This is a genomic window from Polaromonas sp., assembly GCF_049790275.1.
In the GTDB taxonomy this organism is placed as follows: domain Bacteria; phylum Pseudomonadota; class Gammaproteobacteria; order Burkholderiales; family Burkholderiaceae_C; genus Polaromonas.
Window position 1 is genome coordinate 1 of the sequence record NZ_JBAQYR010000127.1, and the last position, 15,132, is coordinate 15,132.

Here is a 15,132-nt window from a genome sequence, read left to right on the forward strand (position 1 = left end):
GCCCGGCGGGTGGCGCGGCGGTGCTCATGCCGGCGGGGGCCGACAGCCTGGCGCGCGCATCCAGCACCTTGGCCTTGAGGGCCTGCTGGAAAAACTCGCCCACCACCGGCAGCGCGCTCTGGGCGCCCGGCCCCCAGCGGTTACCCATGGTGACGCGGTTGTCGTTGAAGCCCACCCACGCGCCGGCCACCAGTTGCGGATGCATCAGGATGAACCAGCCGTCGGTGTTGTCCTGCGTGGTGCCGGTTTTGCCCGCCACGTCGGCGCGAATGCCGTAGCGGCTGCGAATGGCAGCACCTGTTCCCTGGCCCACCACGCCGCGCATCACATCCACCAGCATGTTGGCCGCGTGGGTGGACATGGCAGCCTGCGCCACCGCAGGCTGAAACTCTTCCAGAACGCGGCCGTTGCGGTCTTCCACCCGCGTGACAGCCATGGGCTCGATGTAGCGTCCGTCGTTGGCCAGCGTGCTGTAGCTGGCCACCATTTCCCGGAGCGTCACCGGGCTGGTGCCCAGCGCGAGCGACAGCACCTCGTCAAGCTTGCTCTGCCGCACACCCATGCTGCGTGCCAGCGCGGCCACACGCTGCGGGCCCACCACCTGCATCACCTGCGCGGTGATGGTGTTTTTTGAATACACCAGGCCTTCGCGCAAGGTCATGGGTGCACCGCTGGGGCCGCTACCGTCCGACGGGCGCCAGAAGGTGCCGTCGCCCAGCGGAATATCCACCGCCTGGTCCGTGAAGACGTCGTAGGGGCGCGAGCCGTTTTCATAGGCAGCGCCACACACAAAAGGCTTGAAGGTCGAGCCCGGCTGCCGGCGCGCCTGGGCCACGTGGTCAAACTGGTCGCCGGCAAAGCCGCGGCTGCCCACCCACGCCAGCACATGGCCGTTGGCCGGGTTCAGCGCCAGGAAACCGGCCTGCAGGCGCGTCTTGTCTTCACGCAGCTTCTGCAGGTAGGGGGTATTTGCCAGCAGCTGCTGCAACGCCTGTTCGTCGGTCTGGCCGGCGGCCAGCGCGGCCTTGTACTCGGCAGAGTCACGCAGAAAGGCCAACATCAGCCCGCGCTTGGCGCCCTTGGCCGTCCAGCCTGATTTTTGCGACCACTCGGCGTCGGAGATGACTTGCAGCTTGTCGGCCTGGCGCGTCACCGCCTCGTTGGCCATGGCCTGCAGGCGCGAATCAATGGTGGTGCGCACCACCAGGCCGTCGGCATGGATGTTGTAGCTGTTGCGGTCGGCCCACTCAATCAGCCAGCGCCGCAGCTGCTGGGTGAAGTGCGGCGCCGGGCCCAGCTCGGGTTCCTGCCGCTCGAAGGTGACAGCCAGCGGCCTCTGCTTCAGGGCGGCCAGATCGGCGGCTGGCAGCTTCTGGTGCCGCACCATCCGGCTCAGCACGGTATTGCGCCGCTGCAGGGCCCGCTCGGGATTGATGACCGGGTTGTAGTAGCTGGTGCCCTTGAGCATGCCGATCAGCGTGGCGCTTTCCAGCACGTCCAGCGTGTCGGCGGTTTTGTCGAAATAGGTGCGCGCCGCCATTTCAATCCCGTAGGCGTTGTACAGAAACGGCACGGTGTTGAGGTAGGTTTCCAGGATCTCGTCCTTGGAGTAAACCGCCTCGATCTTCAGCGCGGTGATGGCTTCCTTGATCTTGCGCGTCATGGTACGCGCGCGGCCGATGTCTTCGGGGTAGAGGTTGCGTGCCAGCTGCTGCGTGATGGTCGAGCCGCCCTGCACCCTGCCCCTGAGCGTGTTCGCCATCGCGGACAGGGTGCGCCGCACGTCCATGCCGTGGTGTTCGTAAAAGCGTGCGTCTTCGGTCGAAACCAGCGCGGCCACCACATGCGGCGAAATATCGGCCAGCTTGACCCAGTCGCGGTTGGCGCGCTCGAAAACGCTCAGCTGCTGGCCATCGGCCGACAGGATCACCGAGGGCTTGGCCGCCTTGATCTTGCGCAGGTCGTCAATGCTGGGCGTAAAGGGAATCAGCGCCAGCACATACAGGAGTAGCACCACCGGCACCGCTGCCAGCCCCCACGCTAAACCGCGCAGGGTGGGATGGCGCAAGCTGGAAGCCACGGACGCGCCGAGCTGCCGGAGACGGGGAAAAGCGGAAGGCGTGGGAGGCGTATTCATCTGCGACGAGCGTAGGGGCCGGCGCCAGACCGGGCTGTAGGACGGCAGGCAATGGCGCCATCGGCTGGTGCAGGCAACGCCAGGGCGCAGAAAACGCGCGCAAGGGCCTGCAATGGCTCGCAAGGCAGAAGTTGTAAACCAAATGCCGCCCCAGCCCTTATTGCACGGGCGCAAGCAGCTACATTTTTTATAGCGTAAGTCTTCCGAAGTACGCCTTGCCCGGTCACGCACAAAGGCCCCTCACGGTCAGACGGCCGCGACCATGGCCTACACCCTGAGCGTACTGCGGGAACTACGCTACATGCACTTAGTTAGAGGAGTTACTCATGACCCAGTCCGGTGCAGAACCCGAACGCATCAACATCAACAACCTGGCCAACTGCGCGCAGTGGGCCAAAAAACTCAATGTCACCGACGAACAGTTGCGCGAAGCGATTCTGGCCGTGGGCGACAAAGCCACCGACGTTGAAATGCATCTCAAGGGCGCACGCAGTACCACCAACGCCGACCGCATGCGTGATCCCGGCGACGCGTAACGCCCTGCCCAACCCGCTGAAGCTTTTTGACGCCAGGACCAGGCTGACGTGATGGAGTCTTTCCTCGGCAGCGCGCTGCACGGTGCGGCGGCGCTTTTACTGGGCCTGGCAACCTTGCTTGGCCTGGTCATCTGGTCCATCAAGCGGCACAACAATCCCAAGCTGAAGATCGAGTGCGGCGAGTCCATCGACGAGCTGATTCCATCACTGGCTGGCCTGACCCTGAGTTCGGCTGTGGCCGGCAACTCGGTGGAGCTGCTGGAAAACGGCGCCTTCTTCGACGTGCTGATAGGGCGCATAGGCGCCGCGCTGAAAAACGTGCACTTCGAAACCTTTCTCTGGAAAGACGGTGTGCTGGGCCAGCGCATGGCCGACGCCCTGTCCGAGCGGGCCAGAGCCGGCGTGAAAGTGCGCGTGCTGCTGGACGCCACGGGCTCCAAGGGGGTCGGCAAGGTGACACGCAGGCAGATGGAAGACGCCGGCTGCAAGCTGGTGTTCTTCCATGAAAAGGCCCTTCACAACATCGGCGTGATGAATGACCGCGACCACCGCAAGCTGGTGGTGATTGACGGGCGTGAAGCCTTTGTGGGCGGCCATTGCGTGGTGGACGACTGGCTGGGCAACGCCGAGGACGGCAAACACTTCGCCGACCTCAGCGTGCACCTGCACGGCCCCATCGTGCACAGCGTGCAGGCCGCCTTCAGCGAGAACTGGGGCGGGCAAACCGGCGAGCTCTTTGTGGGCAAGGATGTGTTTCCCGAGCTGGCGCCTGCAGGCGACGTGACCATTCATGCCGCTTACGCCAAACCCGAAGGCTCGGCCCCGGCGGTGAAAATCCTTCACCACACCGTGATCTGCCTGGCGCAAAAGCGCATCTGGATCCAGAACCCCTACTTCATCCCCGAGCCTGAGGCGATTGACGCGTTCGGCGAAGCCGTCAGGCGCGGCGTTGATGTGCGCGTGATGATGCCTTCGACCAGCGGCTCGGACAACCCCATGGTGCAGCATGCCGGCCACCGCAATTTTGAAAAACTGCTCAAGTGCGGCGTGCGCCTGTTCGAGTACCCGCACACCCTGCTGCACCAGAAGGTGATGACAGTGGACGGTGTGTGGAGCGCCATCGGCTCCAGCAACTTCGACGACCGCTCTTTCGACACCAACGACGAGATCACCCTGGGCATCAAGGACGCCGCCCTGGCGCAACAGCTGGACGCCGTCTTCGAAAAATACGTGCAGCGCTGCGAAGAAATAAACCTCAAGCAATGGCAACAGCGCGGGCTGTGGCACAAGTTCAAGGACAACATGTTCTATGTGTTCAATGAAGTGCTGTAAAACGGCTTCTGCCCGGAAGTTGATAGTCAAAAATGCCTCCGCCCCTTTAACCACGGGCACCGGCAGCTTCTGTTTCCATAGCAAATGGAAACTGCACATGGCAGATCTCCCGGCTTGGGCAGGCGCCTCATCCATGCCGCACAATGGCACGATCGAGGACAACCCGGCCAGTGAAGGCTCGCACCCACCATGCCAACCAGCATCGACAAAGAAGCAACACTGCAGTTCGCACTGCAGGCCGAATGGGCCCAGTGGCTGGCCAAACACCACGGCGACTCCGGGGGCATCTGGTTGCGCCACGCCAAGAAAGGCGCGCCTGAAACAACGCTGTCCCACGCCGAAGCACTGGAAGTCGCCCTCTGTTTCGGCTGGATAGACAGCCAGAGAAATGCCGAGAACGAACACTTCTACCGGCAGCGCTGGAGCCCGCGCGGCGCCCGGAGTGTCTGGTCCAAGGTCAATCGCGACAAAGTGCTGGAGTACATCAAGTCCGGCCACATGCAGCCCTCGGGCCTGGCCGAAATTGAACGCGCCCGCAAGGACGGCCGCTGGGACGCAGCCTACGAGCCCGCGAGCCGCGCCAAGGTGCCCGCTGATCTGCAGGCCGCCCTCGACGCGCATCCGGGCGCGTCCGCCTTCTTCGCCACAGTCAGCGCGCAGAACCGGTACTCCGTGCTGTTTCGGGTTCAGGGCGCCAAGAAGCCCGAAACACGCGCCCGGCGGATTGCCCAGTTTGCGCAGATGCTGGCGCGAGGGGAAACCGTTTATCCGCAAGGCCAGAAGAAAAAGAAAGCCTGACAGGCGGGCAGAGCGACCACTGCGAACCCGGCACAAGACACGCTCTCCCCCGAATTGATGATGACAGCCGGCGCAGGCCTTGGGATACTGTTGCCAGCCAATCGCCAACCAGGCTTTCCAGCGTGAAAGCTGGAAATTCGACAGACTTCCAACTGAACACACATGCCTCGTACCGTCGTCATCGGCACCGGAATTTCGGCAGCGGCCTATCTGCTGTCTGCCAACCGCAACCTGGGCACCGTGGTCGGCACTGGCGGGCCGGACCTGTGGAAGCAGATCGCGCCCACCCACAAGATGGGCCAGCCCGCCCCCCTGCTGACGGGCAACCTGCTGGGCGCAACGCGGGGTTTCATCGCACGGCCGCAACCGGGCAGGACGCCTTTCATGCTGGCGGGTGATTTTGCGGGCCTGGTGGACCACCACTTCAGAAGCAAGACCCACTTCCAGTTCCCGGGCTCCCTGGTGGACAACATCCGCCGCCGGCCGGACGGGCAATACGAGGTGCACGGACGGGTGTGGGGCGAGCGCCTGACCCTTGTTTGCGACAACGTGATCATTGCCGTCGGGCCCGGGCCTTCGCGCCCGCTGATGGTGGGCGAAAACGGCGACATCGGCGTGGACGTGCGGGGGCTCGAGGGCTACGTTGTCGGCGGCACCGAATTCATGTCGCCCACCTGGCAAATGCCGCGGGGGGAAACCATGCGCGGCAAGACCATTGCGGTGTATGGCGGCTCTGCCACCGCAGCATGGGTGGTGGAGCTGGCACAGATGCGCGGCATGAACGTGATGCGCTGGTTCACGCGCCCGGGCGGCGGCGACGGCGCCTGGAACGTCGATGTCCGCTTCGAGGCCGCCTTCCCTGCGGGCTCACGAAACACCGAGGTACAGGAAGGCACCCGCGATCAGCGCGCCGTGCTGAAGCTGACAGACATCAAGATGATCCGGCCGCACAATGACGTGCCGTTTCTGGGCCTCAAGTTTCTGGACCAGCACGACCAGATCGTCAGGCTTCCGGTGGATTTGCTGGTGTACGCACTGGGGGCCGCGCACACCCGGGACACCGGCATCCGCGCCATGCTGGACCGCGACATACAGGCCCAGCTGGTGGCCTACTACGACCGCAACCTCGCCATCAGCGCCAGGCCTTCGCTGCTGGCCGTGGGCACAGCCGACGGCTCGCTGATGATTGTGGGTTCGGCCATGTGCAGCGTGGCCGGCTTCGGCAACGACATGACGCTTCAAGGCGACCCGACCAGAACACTGGCCACGCTGGGCCGCTACACCGACATCAGCAACTCGCTGCCGCCGGCAGCGCGGCCGCCGGAGGGCATAGGCATGATCATGGCCGGCATTGAAGCCCTGAACGAGTTCATGCCTGTCAGGTCCACCGGGGGACTGCTCGGCGTTTACCGGAAGCCGCATGGCCAGGGCCTGGCCTTTCATGACCTCGCCTTTGTGTGGGACATCAACTACAACACCAGCAACCGGACCCAGCTGGCCGCGTTTCTCGCAAGCACCACCGATTTGCCACCCTTTGCAGCCAACGTTGCCGTGGCACTGATTGTCAAGCTGCGCACCCGCGCCGGCAACACATTGGGCCTGAGCGATGCGCAGGTGCAGCTGATCATCTGGACGGCGCTGTGTTACGCGCACGCCCTGGCGGCGCTGAACCGTGACCTGGAAGCCATGCGCCTGTGGTCAGACCGGCACCACGGCGCCGACAGGTTTGTCGACATGTGTGTGGACTACATGACCACTGAATACACACACGTCGCCTGGTGGACGCACCACGGAATCAGCTGCTGAGGCGCAGGGCTTGCGCGGCATGGCAAGTCAGGAAGCCTGGGCCTCCACCACCGAATGCCACCATATCCTGAAGTCGCGGCACAGGCCACCGGCTTCAAACTCGGCCACCGCCACGCCGTCGAGCGCCAGGCGTGGCAAGGGGTCGCCCGGCTGGCGTGCAAGCTGGCTGGTGCCGGTGGAGGCGGCCCACATGGCAAACATCTCTTCCGAGGTGACCTGGTAGGTGGTGTGCCAGTGCGCAATGCCGCCCAGCGCTTCGGCGTGCAGGATGTCGAAGGTGAGCACGATGTCGGTCTGCAGCTTCACGCGCTGCCAGTACTGTTTGATCTGCGCGTGCCCGGTCTGCACCGCAAACGGCGTGTTGTGGTACTGGCCGTCTTCAGTGAACAGCGAGGCCAGCAAAAATTCGTCTCTGGTTTCCCAGGCCTTTTTGTAGTTTTCCATGAAGCGCTGCATCAACATCCCAAAGTCCCTCCGTGTTTCAAAAATCTGTGTACCAACCCCCTGGGGTGCGGCGCTCAACCCTGCTTGCGCGCCACATACCAGCGCGCCAGCCGCTCCAACAGCGCATCCACCCTGCCCTTGAATCCGGGAGCCACCGGCGGTGCGGCATGCAGGTCGATCTGCTGCCCGCCGGCCTTGTACATCTGCACAAACATGTCCAGCACCTTCTGCCGCACCCTGCCGCGCAGGGGAATGTGGCTCATCATGCCGTAGGTGGCGGCGCTGCCTTCCTGCGCCAGCGCCGGGTTGGCCTTGACGGTGGCCACGGCGTCTTTCAGGTCGCGCAGATACGCGTCCACCACGGCCAGGTGGCCGGCGGTGATCATGGCGTGCAGGCCGTCGGGCTTCTGCAGGCGGTTCACCGTCCAGCCCTTGGCATCCATCTGGTCGCCCACGGCAAAGATATTGACGGCTGCGTCGCGCGAGCCATAAGCCAGCAGCGGGCCGGTGGGCTCACCCATCACATACAGCTCGGGCATGCCGGCAATGCCTTCACGCATGGCGTCGAAAGCCTGCAGGGTCTGCGCGGCCAGCGCGCGGTAGCCTGATTCACCGAAGTGCTGCATGGCCGCCCACGCTGCCGCATAGGCGCCGCCGGGTCGCGTGCCCAGCAGGGCCGGCGAAGCAAACACGCCGCCGGGCCAGTCTTCGTAGACAAACATCTGGTGGCGCAGATAGTCCAGGCTGCGGTAGGTGATGGTGGAGGCACCCTTGGCCGCAAAGCCGTATTTGTGGATGTCGGCCGAGATCGACGTGACGCCGGGCACGCGGTAGTCCCACAGCGGCAGCTCACGCCCGTTCATCGCCATGAAGGGCAGGATGAAGCCGCCCACACAGGCGTCTACATGCAGGGGAATGCCGTGCTTTTGCGCAATAGCGCCCATGGCCTCAATGGGGTCGATGCCGCCGTGCGGGTACTCGGGCGCCGAGCCGAGAATCATCACCGTGCGGCGGCTCAGCAGGCCCGGCAGCTTGCGCACGTCGGCATGCAATTGTTCGTCGAGCGGCAGCAGGCGCACCTTGACGTTGAAATACTCCGCAGCCTTGAACCAGGCCACGTGTGCGGTGATCGGCAGCACCATCTCGGGCCGCGTCACACCGCGCTGGCTGCGCGCCACGTCGCGGTAGGTCTTGACGGCCAGCAGGCAGCTTTCGGTGCCGCCGGAAGTGACCACACCGCACACTTCGGGCGTGCCATGGAACAGTTCGGCCACGGCCGCGATGATTTCCGTCTCGAAACGCTTGAGGCTTTTGAAAGCCGTGGGGTTGAGCCCGTTGGCCGACGAGAAAGCCTGGTACGCCTGGCCCATGAAAGCATCGTGTTCTTCGCCCAGGTAATACACCAGGCTCCACAGCCGGCCGGCCTTGTAGTCCGGGTCCTGTGCGCCGTAGCTTTTAAGCTCGGCCAGCACCGCGGCCTGCGGTCGGCCCTGCGCCGGCAGCCCATGCCGGATTCGGGGTTGCGAATTTTCCCCGCTCATGGCGCTGGCTCCTGCTTGCACCTGGCGCGCCGGCGGCTGAGCAGCCAGATGCCCAGAACCAGCAGCAGGAACACCGGCGCCAGCACACCCTGGAAGCGCTGCACCAGCGCAAGGATTTCTTCCCAGCGCCCGCCCACATAACGCACGCCGTAAACCAGCAGGGGCAATTCCACCAGGGCTGCCACGCCGTCGAAAATGAACAGGTGGCGGTAAGGCATCTTGAGCGAGCCGGCCGCAAAAAACAGTGGCGTGCGCACACCAGGCATGAAACGCACCACAAAGATGTAGGCCGGCCCAAAGCGACGCATGGTGTCCCGCATGGAAGCCAGCCGTGCCTCGGGCACCACCCGCGCAAAGTAGCGGTGCCGCAGCAGCCGCGCCCCGAAACGGTGGCCCCAGTGAAACACCAGCGCATCGCCCAGCACCAGCCCGAACCATGCCACCACCATCAGCGGCACCGGCTCCATCACCCCCTTGAGCGTGAGCGCCGCCGCAGCCAGCAGCAGGATGTCTTCATTGATGGGCGCACCTATGCCGCAGCTGAACAGTAGCGCGAGCAGCAGCGCATAAGCGGGAAAGCCCTGCAGCGACTGCAGGAAAGCCATGGCGGAATCGAACATGGGCGTTATTCTGATGCCTGGTTCAGTGTTGCGCCAGAGAAAAAGCGGAACAGCTGGTTTTCCCCACTGCAGGCCATACTGCAAGGCCGCTTCCCGCAGCAGCCCGCTACAGTGCTTGACACACGTCAAGCCGTTGACCCGTGTTCACAGGCAGTATTTCCATCCAACCTGAAGGAGCCCGACCATGACAGACAACGCCCTCACCACCATTCCGCCGCGCAAACTCTGGCTGCGCGCCCTGCTCATGCTGCTGATGTGTGTAGCCTTCCAGCTCGCCACTTGGGTGCTGGTAGCCGTCGCGCTGCTACAGCTGGCGTTTGCCATCTTCACCGACGAGCCCAATGCGCGCCTGCAAACTTTTGGCCGCAGCGTGGGCCGCTACCTGGCGCAGATTGCGGCCTTCGTCTCCTTTGCCACCGAAGCCACACCCTTCCCTTTCAGTGACTGGCCGGCCGGGGATTTGTGATTAACATGGGGATCGCAACCACCAGGGATTGCCCGTGACCACCGCCCCCGAAAACTGCCGCATCAACTACATCGAACTGAACGTTCGTGACATCGACAAGGCCAAGTCTTTCTACGGCAAAGCCTTCGGCTGGACTTTCACCGACTACGGCCCGCAGTACGCCGAGTTTTCAGACGGCGCCATGAAAGGCGGGCTCACCACGACGGCACCGCCCTCGCCCGCCGGCGGCCCGCTGGTCATCCTCTACGCCGATAAACTCGAAGCCGCGCGCGATAGCGTGCTGGCGGCCGGCGGCACCATCTGCCAGGACATTTTCACTTTCCCGGGCGGGCGGCGCTTTCACTTCACGGATGCCGACGGTTACGAGCTCGCGGTGTGGTCCAAAGAATGAAAGACGAAGAATCGCTGCAATTTGCCTTGCAGGCCGAATGGGCGCAATGGCTGACCAGGCACCATGCCGACCTTGCAATACTCCCACCGGCAGGAAATGTCCGGCCCATCGTTTACGCTATGGCCCCATCACGATTCACCAACCGGAAAGAACAGCAAAAATGAAATGCCCCAGATTGTTGGCCCTGGCACTGCCTCTCTTCGCCGCGTTCGCTCTCAGCGGCTGCATGTCGGTCAAAGATCCCTCTGTGGGACGGCACACAGGTACCGTAGAGCGATCGGCCACCACGCCGCCCCGCATCCTGCTGGTCTTTCAGGTACCCCTTGAATGGGAAAGATACACGGAACGCACAGGAAAGCATATTGAGATCGAGTACAACCTTGCAGGCAAGGCCTTCATCAAGCGGATAGAGGCGCTGGGCGGTACAGCTGAATACAAAATTCATACCGACAAATCGACTCCCACACTGCACGTGCAGGGTTTCACGCATGTAGCTGTACATCAGATCACGCAATTGATAGTCACCCCGAGCAATGGGAGCGTGTGGAACCGTACGTGGGATCTTTCGCTCTATGCACTTGACGGGATAGGTGAGAACAAGCCCCCAAGGATGATGTTTAACCAGGTGTATGCAGCAGACGGTGTGAGTTGTTTTTCCAACAGCCAATACGCCAATCGCGAGGCATGCCAGGTCAAATACATTGACCATCTGGTGGCGCAGGTAGCCCCCATTTTCCCGCCCAAGTAAATCCAGCATTCTGACAAGGAAAACAGAATGAACCGCAAACCAAGGAGGCAGTGGGTTGCCGCGGCATTGATAGCATGCAGTAATGTGGCAAGTGCTCAAAGCGCACCTTTGGGGAAAATTTGGCACACCCATCATCAGCCGGCTACAGGTAGTGCCACTGCTGCCCATCAACTAAGCACAACCGATCAGCGATGAAGGCAACCCCAAAATCGCATCGACTGGCAGATGCGCCAGCTTGATTTTGTTCCGTTACCTCAAAAGAGATGGACCGCCTTACCTTCCGCCCCCTGAAAACCACCGACCTGCCCATGCTGCACGACTGGGTGGCGCGCCCGCACTGGACCGAGTGGTGGGGCGAAGCGCCCAGCATCGCCGAAGTCGAGGCCGAATACGGCCCGTGGATCGCCAACCCGGTCAAGGTGCAGCCGCACATCGCCCTGCTCGATGGCCAGCCCTTCGGCTACATCCAGTCCTACGTGGCCATGGGTTCCGGCGAGGGCTGGTGGGAAGACGAAACCGACCCCGGCGTGCGCGGCATCGACCAGTCCATCGCCGACGCCGCACAGTTGAACCGCGGCCTGGGCACCGCCATGGTGAAAGCCTTTGTCGCCAGGCTGTTCACCGACCCGGGTGTCACCCACATCCAGACCGATCCCGACCCGCGCAATACACGCGCCATCCGCTGTTATGAAAAAGCCGGGTTTCGCGCGGTGGGCCAAGTGCAGACGCCGGACGGCACGGCGCTGCTGATGGTTTGCACGCGTGCCAGTTCGTCGTAACCCGGCGCACCAGGCAACGGCTACAGCCCCGGGGCCACACCAGCCTTGCCCAAAGTACATTAAGCAGTGTTGCTCTGCGGAATGACCTGCGTTGGCAGCACAAAACAAAACAAGGGGAGGCCCGGATGATCTTGAAACTCAGGCTTGCGTTTTTATTGGGCTGCGCCCTCATTCTCGCGGGCTGCGTCACGCCAACAAAATACGCAGCAACCAATTCAGCCAGCAATGAAAAATTGCGGGCCGCCCAGATTACCTACTATCTGGGTCGCCCGCCGAGTGTTGGCGTGTTCACCTTCAGGAGTTCGGCAGAGAAAGACAAAGCGGCTCTTCTGCAACAGGTGAATGAAGACACCCAGCAACTGACAAGGCAGCTTGGAAACAGTGTCCCCAAACAACTCATTGCCGCATTCAAAAAGCGGGGCGTGAAAGGTGGCGCAGAGGAAACGGTTTTCATCAAACCGGTGTCAGCTCTGGGAAGTCCGAACCGCCATGACCTCATTCTCAAACTGGAAATTTCGGTCAAAACCAGCGACCGCACCAAACCGCAATGGACCGCAGAAATTTCTGAATCGTCAGTGCCCGGCGACCTGAGCGGCGAAAAACTCTCGGCCATCCTCACCGACCGGATTCTCTCGGAGTTAAGCAAGGCAGGATTTATTCCGGCTGAGTGACGCCGGGTTTCCAGATGGAGCGCAGAAGAAACAGCTTGACGAGGCTCGTGTGCAAAACGGTTCGAAGCCGCAATAATCGCAAAAAACAAAGGGAGCAGAGATGAATATCAACAAGATACTTTCATGGTGTGCTGCAGCGCTTCTGACAGCCACCCCGTTCGCTGCCGCGCAACCCGGCCCCGCCGCCGCGCCCACGCCGGAACAGGTGCGAGCCGCGATCAACTCGCAGTTGCCTGCGCCTCCAGCGGGTTTCAGCTGGCAGCTCTACAAGAACGCGGTGTTCCTGAAACCGGCTGGCTGGCACGAGCAGGAGGCCAAGCCTGTCGCCGGCGCCTTCCCCATAGCCACTTACGCCACGAGCCCGGAGCCATTTTCCGAAAGCCGGCAGTTTGAAATGGGCCTGACGGTACAGGTCATCAGCGGCACCCAGCGACTGCGGGGGATTGAAGCCAGGAAGGCGGTAGCGCTTTTTCTCAAGCCCATTCTGGATTCGCATAAAAGGGAAGAGGTGCTGATGCTCGATGTGAAGTCCAGCGGCGACTATGACCGCACTGTCTTCCGCTACCGTGACGCGCCGCCCGGTCTGAAGCCCGTCATCGTGCACAAGTTCATTCTCGCGAACAACGTGACCGACAGCATGCACATCTTTACCTTCGAAAGCCCCGAGGCGACCTGGAACGAAAACTGGGCCAAATACGGTACACCGGTCATCAGCCAGCTCCAGGTGGTCGCGCAGCTACCGATCAATTAGCTGCAGACGCCGGGAATAGCCAGAGACGAGATCGTCCGTACGACTTGACCTGTAGAGCCAGCAGCACGGTCACTCGCCTGCGTGTTTGGTTAGAAACGGAATTGGGCCGACCTTCGACGCTAACGGCCGCTAGTAAAACGCGCAACGTTTGCGGCACCCTTCCTGAAGAATGCTGGCTTTCCACGCCTTGCGGGTGCCCAGCCATGAATAACAAACTTCACCAACGGTTTTTCCGTCAAATTTTGAGGCTGCACCCGGGGAAGTCAGCTGCGCGAAGATGAATTGCGAATGCAGTTCATCGTCACACACGCGCCAGGTGTATTCGGATTTCCCGATTTTTTCGACCACTTTGGCCTGCTCCTCTGCTTCCTGCTCAGGCGTTTCAGCAAGTATCTGCGCCCTGCGCTCTTCGGCCTTGGTGAGCAAGACCGGCACAGGAAGGGGAACCATCTGCTTGGCCCCTCCAGGCGGCAAACCCGCCGGTGCCTGCCCAAAGGCAGAGACATTGAATACGGCGGCGCACAGAAACAAGACTTTTCCGAAATTGATCACTTTTATTCCTCCCATTCCAAAATACTCCAGACGATACGCCAGCCGTTGGCTTGCGCCTATGAAGGTTAGCGCGCAATGATTGCCATGGCAATGTGAGGCGACAGCGGGCAGGCGGCATTTTCACTTCAAGGATGCAGACGATTGCGAATTGGCGGCCTGATCGAAAGATTGATCGATACCAAAACCGACCGTATGGGCTCACCTCCGTCGCGCGCGCACCTGCGCGGGTGTCGCGGGATCGATCTTCACACTCCCGAACCGGGCGCGTGAGTAGTTAATGACTTCTGCAATCTCTTCGTCACTCAACATGGACCAGCGCGGCATGGCCCCACGGCCTGAGCCAAAGAGGAGGAGATCGATAGCGGTCGCATTTCCCCTGAATGCTGGCGCGTTAACCATCGTTTTGATAGGGCCCACGGCTTGGCCATCCGCTTGATGACAGGCGGCACAGTTTGTCCGATACACACGTTGCCCAAACTGCATGCGCTGGGCTGCTGTCATGACTGCATGGGGCACTTCAGGTGGACGCTTCTGAACAGCTTGAACCGGAGGGGGTACGACTGTCACAGTACCCGTGTGTCCTGCTGGCAAAGCGGGTTCTTTAAATACCCCTCCTGACATATTCGCCAGATAAGCCACCGCGCGGGCGATCTCAAAATCCTGAAGATTTCCCCCTGCCTGCGGCGCCATCGCGCCTTTACCCTTCAAGGTTGACCGCACGAGCGAATCAAAACCTGAAGCGATGAGGGGCCTCCACGCAGACACGTTGCCGGCCCGTGGTGCCCCCGCTATGCCGATTGTGTGGCAGGCCGCACATTGAGCGTCATACACCTGTTTGCCATCCATTACGTTGCGCAGACTGATCCGGTTTTCAGCCACTGCTGGCACAGGCCTCAGGGTGGCGTTGATACGGTCGGCCATGGAAAGCGCACGTTCTTTCCCCGCTGCGCTAAAGACACCACTGTTCACCTTTTCCTTGATAACCTGCACAACCATTTTCATCATGGTGTCAGACAAGCTCTGCAGGCTCTCAAGAACTTTATGCACGGCTTCAGCATCGGCGCTGGGCACAGCAGCATTCTTCTTCATGTTTTCGGAGGCGACTCTGGCACTGCCCTCGAGCGTGCTTACGATCCAGTTCAGGGAATCAAGATATTCCTCTTCATAGGCACGGGGATCCGCAGAGAAAGCTTTCTCGTAGCGCTTGACCAGCGGCCCGGCAAGCTTTGAAACGTCCGGCTGGGCCGTGCCCTTTACAAACTCCGCAAAGTAGTCATCGAGAACGGCGGCAGTCCTTGCCGGCGCCAACAGCGCGCGCAGCGTAGCGCCGCCTTCAGGATCTGAATATTTGACCACCCGGTCCGGCTGCAGTATCTGCTTGCTTTCGTGAAGCATCAGTTCGGAAGCGAAAGCCCGAACCGCATCGCCCGCCGAGGCCAAACCAGACTGTCCCCAGAACAAAAGGCCCAGAAAAACTGCCGTAATCCACCGCATTGCACCCTCCCTTTGTTGTTCTCAGATTATGCGGGGCGTCCCATTCGGGTTCATCCCTGAGGTATG

General features: G+C 61.8%; 17 protein-coding genes. 11 read left to right on the forward strand and 6 right to left on the reverse strand.

Annotated features, from left to right (window positions below; all coding sequences use genetic code 11):
* On the reverse strand, window positions 1-2,137 hold a 2,137-nt coding region (locus WA904_RS17515; protein ID WP_425198406.1), incomplete at its 3' end, for a penicillin-binding protein 1A.
* Between the two features lie 326 nt (window positions 2,138-2,463).
* Between WA904_RS17515 and WA904_RS17520 the strand changes: the two genes are divergently transcribed.
* The 4 genes from WA904_RS17520 to WA904_RS17535 all read left to right on the forward strand — a co-directional run bounded on the left by WA904_RS17520 (window position 2,464) and on the right by WA904_RS17535 (window position 6,609).
* Entirely contained in the window at window positions 2,464-2,673 is a 210-nt protein-coding gene (locus tag WA904_RS17520) for a DUF3606 domain-containing protein (protein WP_425198407.1), read from the forward strand.
* A gap of 51 nt (window positions 2,674-2,724) precedes the next feature.
* Window positions 2,725-4,005, forward strand: coding sequence for a phospholipase D-like domain-containing protein (locus WA904_RS17525; protein ID WP_425198408.1), 1,281 nt, complete (start codon window positions 2,725-2,727; stop codon window positions 4,003-4,005).
* A 189-nt stretch (window positions 4,006-4,194) separates the two neighbouring features.
* A complete protein-coding gene (locus tag WA904_RS17530) occupies window positions 4,195-4,803 on the forward strand; it encodes a YdeI/OmpD-associated family protein (protein WP_425198409.1) in 609 nt (202 codons plus the stop codon).
* Window positions 4,804-4,965: 162 nt separating this feature from the next.
* Window positions 4,966-6,609 (forward strand): hypothetical protein, encoded by a 1,644-nt coding sequence (locus WA904_RS17535; RefSeq protein WP_425198410.1) that lies wholly within the window; start codon window positions 4,966-4,968, stop codon window positions 6,607-6,609.
* 27 nt (window positions 6,610-6,636) lie between these two features.
* On the opposite strand, the gene WA904_RS17540 is transcribed toward WA904_RS17535, so the two are convergent.
* The 3 genes from WA904_RS17540 to WA904_RS17550 form a co-directional block, all read right to left on the reverse strand.
* Complete coding sequence (locus tag WA904_RS17540; protein WP_425198411.1) at window positions 6,637-7,053, reverse strand: nuclear transport factor 2 family protein; 417 nt, start codon at window positions 7,051-7,053, stop codon at window positions 6,637-6,639.
* A gap of 74 nt (window positions 7,054-7,127) precedes the next feature.
* Complete coding sequence (locus WA904_RS17545; RefSeq protein ID WP_425198412.1) at window positions 7,128-8,594, reverse strand: pyridoxal phosphate-dependent decarboxylase family protein; 1,467 nt, start codon at window positions 8,592-8,594, stop codon at window positions 7,128-7,130.
* A complete protein-coding gene (locus tag WA904_RS17550) occupies window positions 8,591-9,214 on the reverse strand; it encodes a DedA family protein (protein WP_425198413.1) in 624 nt (207 codons plus the stop codon). Before WA904_RS17550 ends, WA904_RS17545 begins: the two co-directional genes overlap by 4 nt.
* A gap of 184 nt (window positions 9,215-9,398) precedes the next feature.
* Between WA904_RS17550 and WA904_RS17555 the strand changes: the two genes are divergently transcribed.
* From WA904_RS17555 to WA904_RS17585, 7 genes are all read left to right on the forward strand, one after another.
* Complete coding sequence (locus WA904_RS17555) at window positions 9,399-9,680, forward strand: DUF4389 domain-containing protein (protein ID WP_425198414.1); 282 nt, start codon at window positions 9,399-9,401, stop codon at window positions 9,678-9,680.
* Window positions 9,681-9,714: 34 nt separating this feature from the next.
* Window positions 9,715-10,071 carry a VOC family protein gene (locus tag WA904_RS17560; RefSeq protein WP_425198415.1) on the forward strand — a complete coding sequence of 119 codons (357 nt, stop codon included), beginning with the start codon at window positions 9,715-9,717 and terminating at the stop codon, window positions 10,069-10,071.
* The gene (locus tag WA904_RS17565; RefSeq protein ID WP_425198416.1) at window positions 10,068-10,235 is read left to right on the forward strand and encodes a hypothetical protein; all 168 of its coding nucleotides are present in this window, start codon (window positions 10,068-10,070) and stop codon (window positions 10,233-10,235) included. Before WA904_RS17560 ends, WA904_RS17565 begins: the two co-directional genes overlap by 4 nt.
* Window positions 10,232-10,819, forward strand: coding sequence for a hypothetical protein (locus WA904_RS17570; RefSeq protein ID WP_425198417.1), 588 nt, complete (start codon window positions 10,232-10,234; stop codon window positions 10,817-10,819). Before WA904_RS17565 ends, WA904_RS17570 begins: the two co-directional genes overlap by 4 nt.
* Window positions 10,820-11,082: 263 nt before the next feature.
* The gene (locus tag WA904_RS17575; RefSeq protein WP_425198418.1) at window positions 11,083-11,598 is read left to right on the forward strand and encodes a GNAT family N-acetyltransferase; all 516 of its coding nucleotides are present in this window, start codon (window positions 11,083-11,085) and stop codon (window positions 11,596-11,598) included.
* Window positions 11,599-11,723: 125 nt separating this feature from the next.
* Complete coding sequence (locus tag WA904_RS17580; protein WP_425198419.1) at window positions 11,724-12,269, forward strand: hypothetical protein; 546 nt, start codon at window positions 11,724-11,726, stop codon at window positions 12,267-12,269.
* Between the two features lie 100 nt (window positions 12,270-12,369).
* A complete protein-coding gene (locus tag WA904_RS17585) occupies window positions 12,370-13,020 on the forward strand; it encodes a hypothetical protein (protein ID WP_425198420.1) in 651 nt (216 codons plus the stop codon).
* Window positions 13,021-13,149: 129 nt separating this feature from the next.
* Here the strand turns inward: WA904_RS17585 and WA904_RS17590 are convergent, their stop codons facing one another.
* Window positions 13,150-13,470, reverse strand: coding sequence for a hypothetical protein (locus WA904_RS17590; protein ID WP_425198421.1), 321 nt, complete (start codon window positions 13,468-13,470; stop codon window positions 13,150-13,152).
* Window positions 13,471-13,770: 300 nt separating this feature from the next.
* Window positions 13,771-15,066, reverse strand: coding sequence for a c-type cytochrome (locus WA904_RS17595; RefSeq protein WP_425198422.1), 1,296 nt, complete (start codon window positions 15,064-15,066; stop codon window positions 13,771-13,773).
* Window positions 15,067-15,132: the final 66 nt, after the last annotated feature.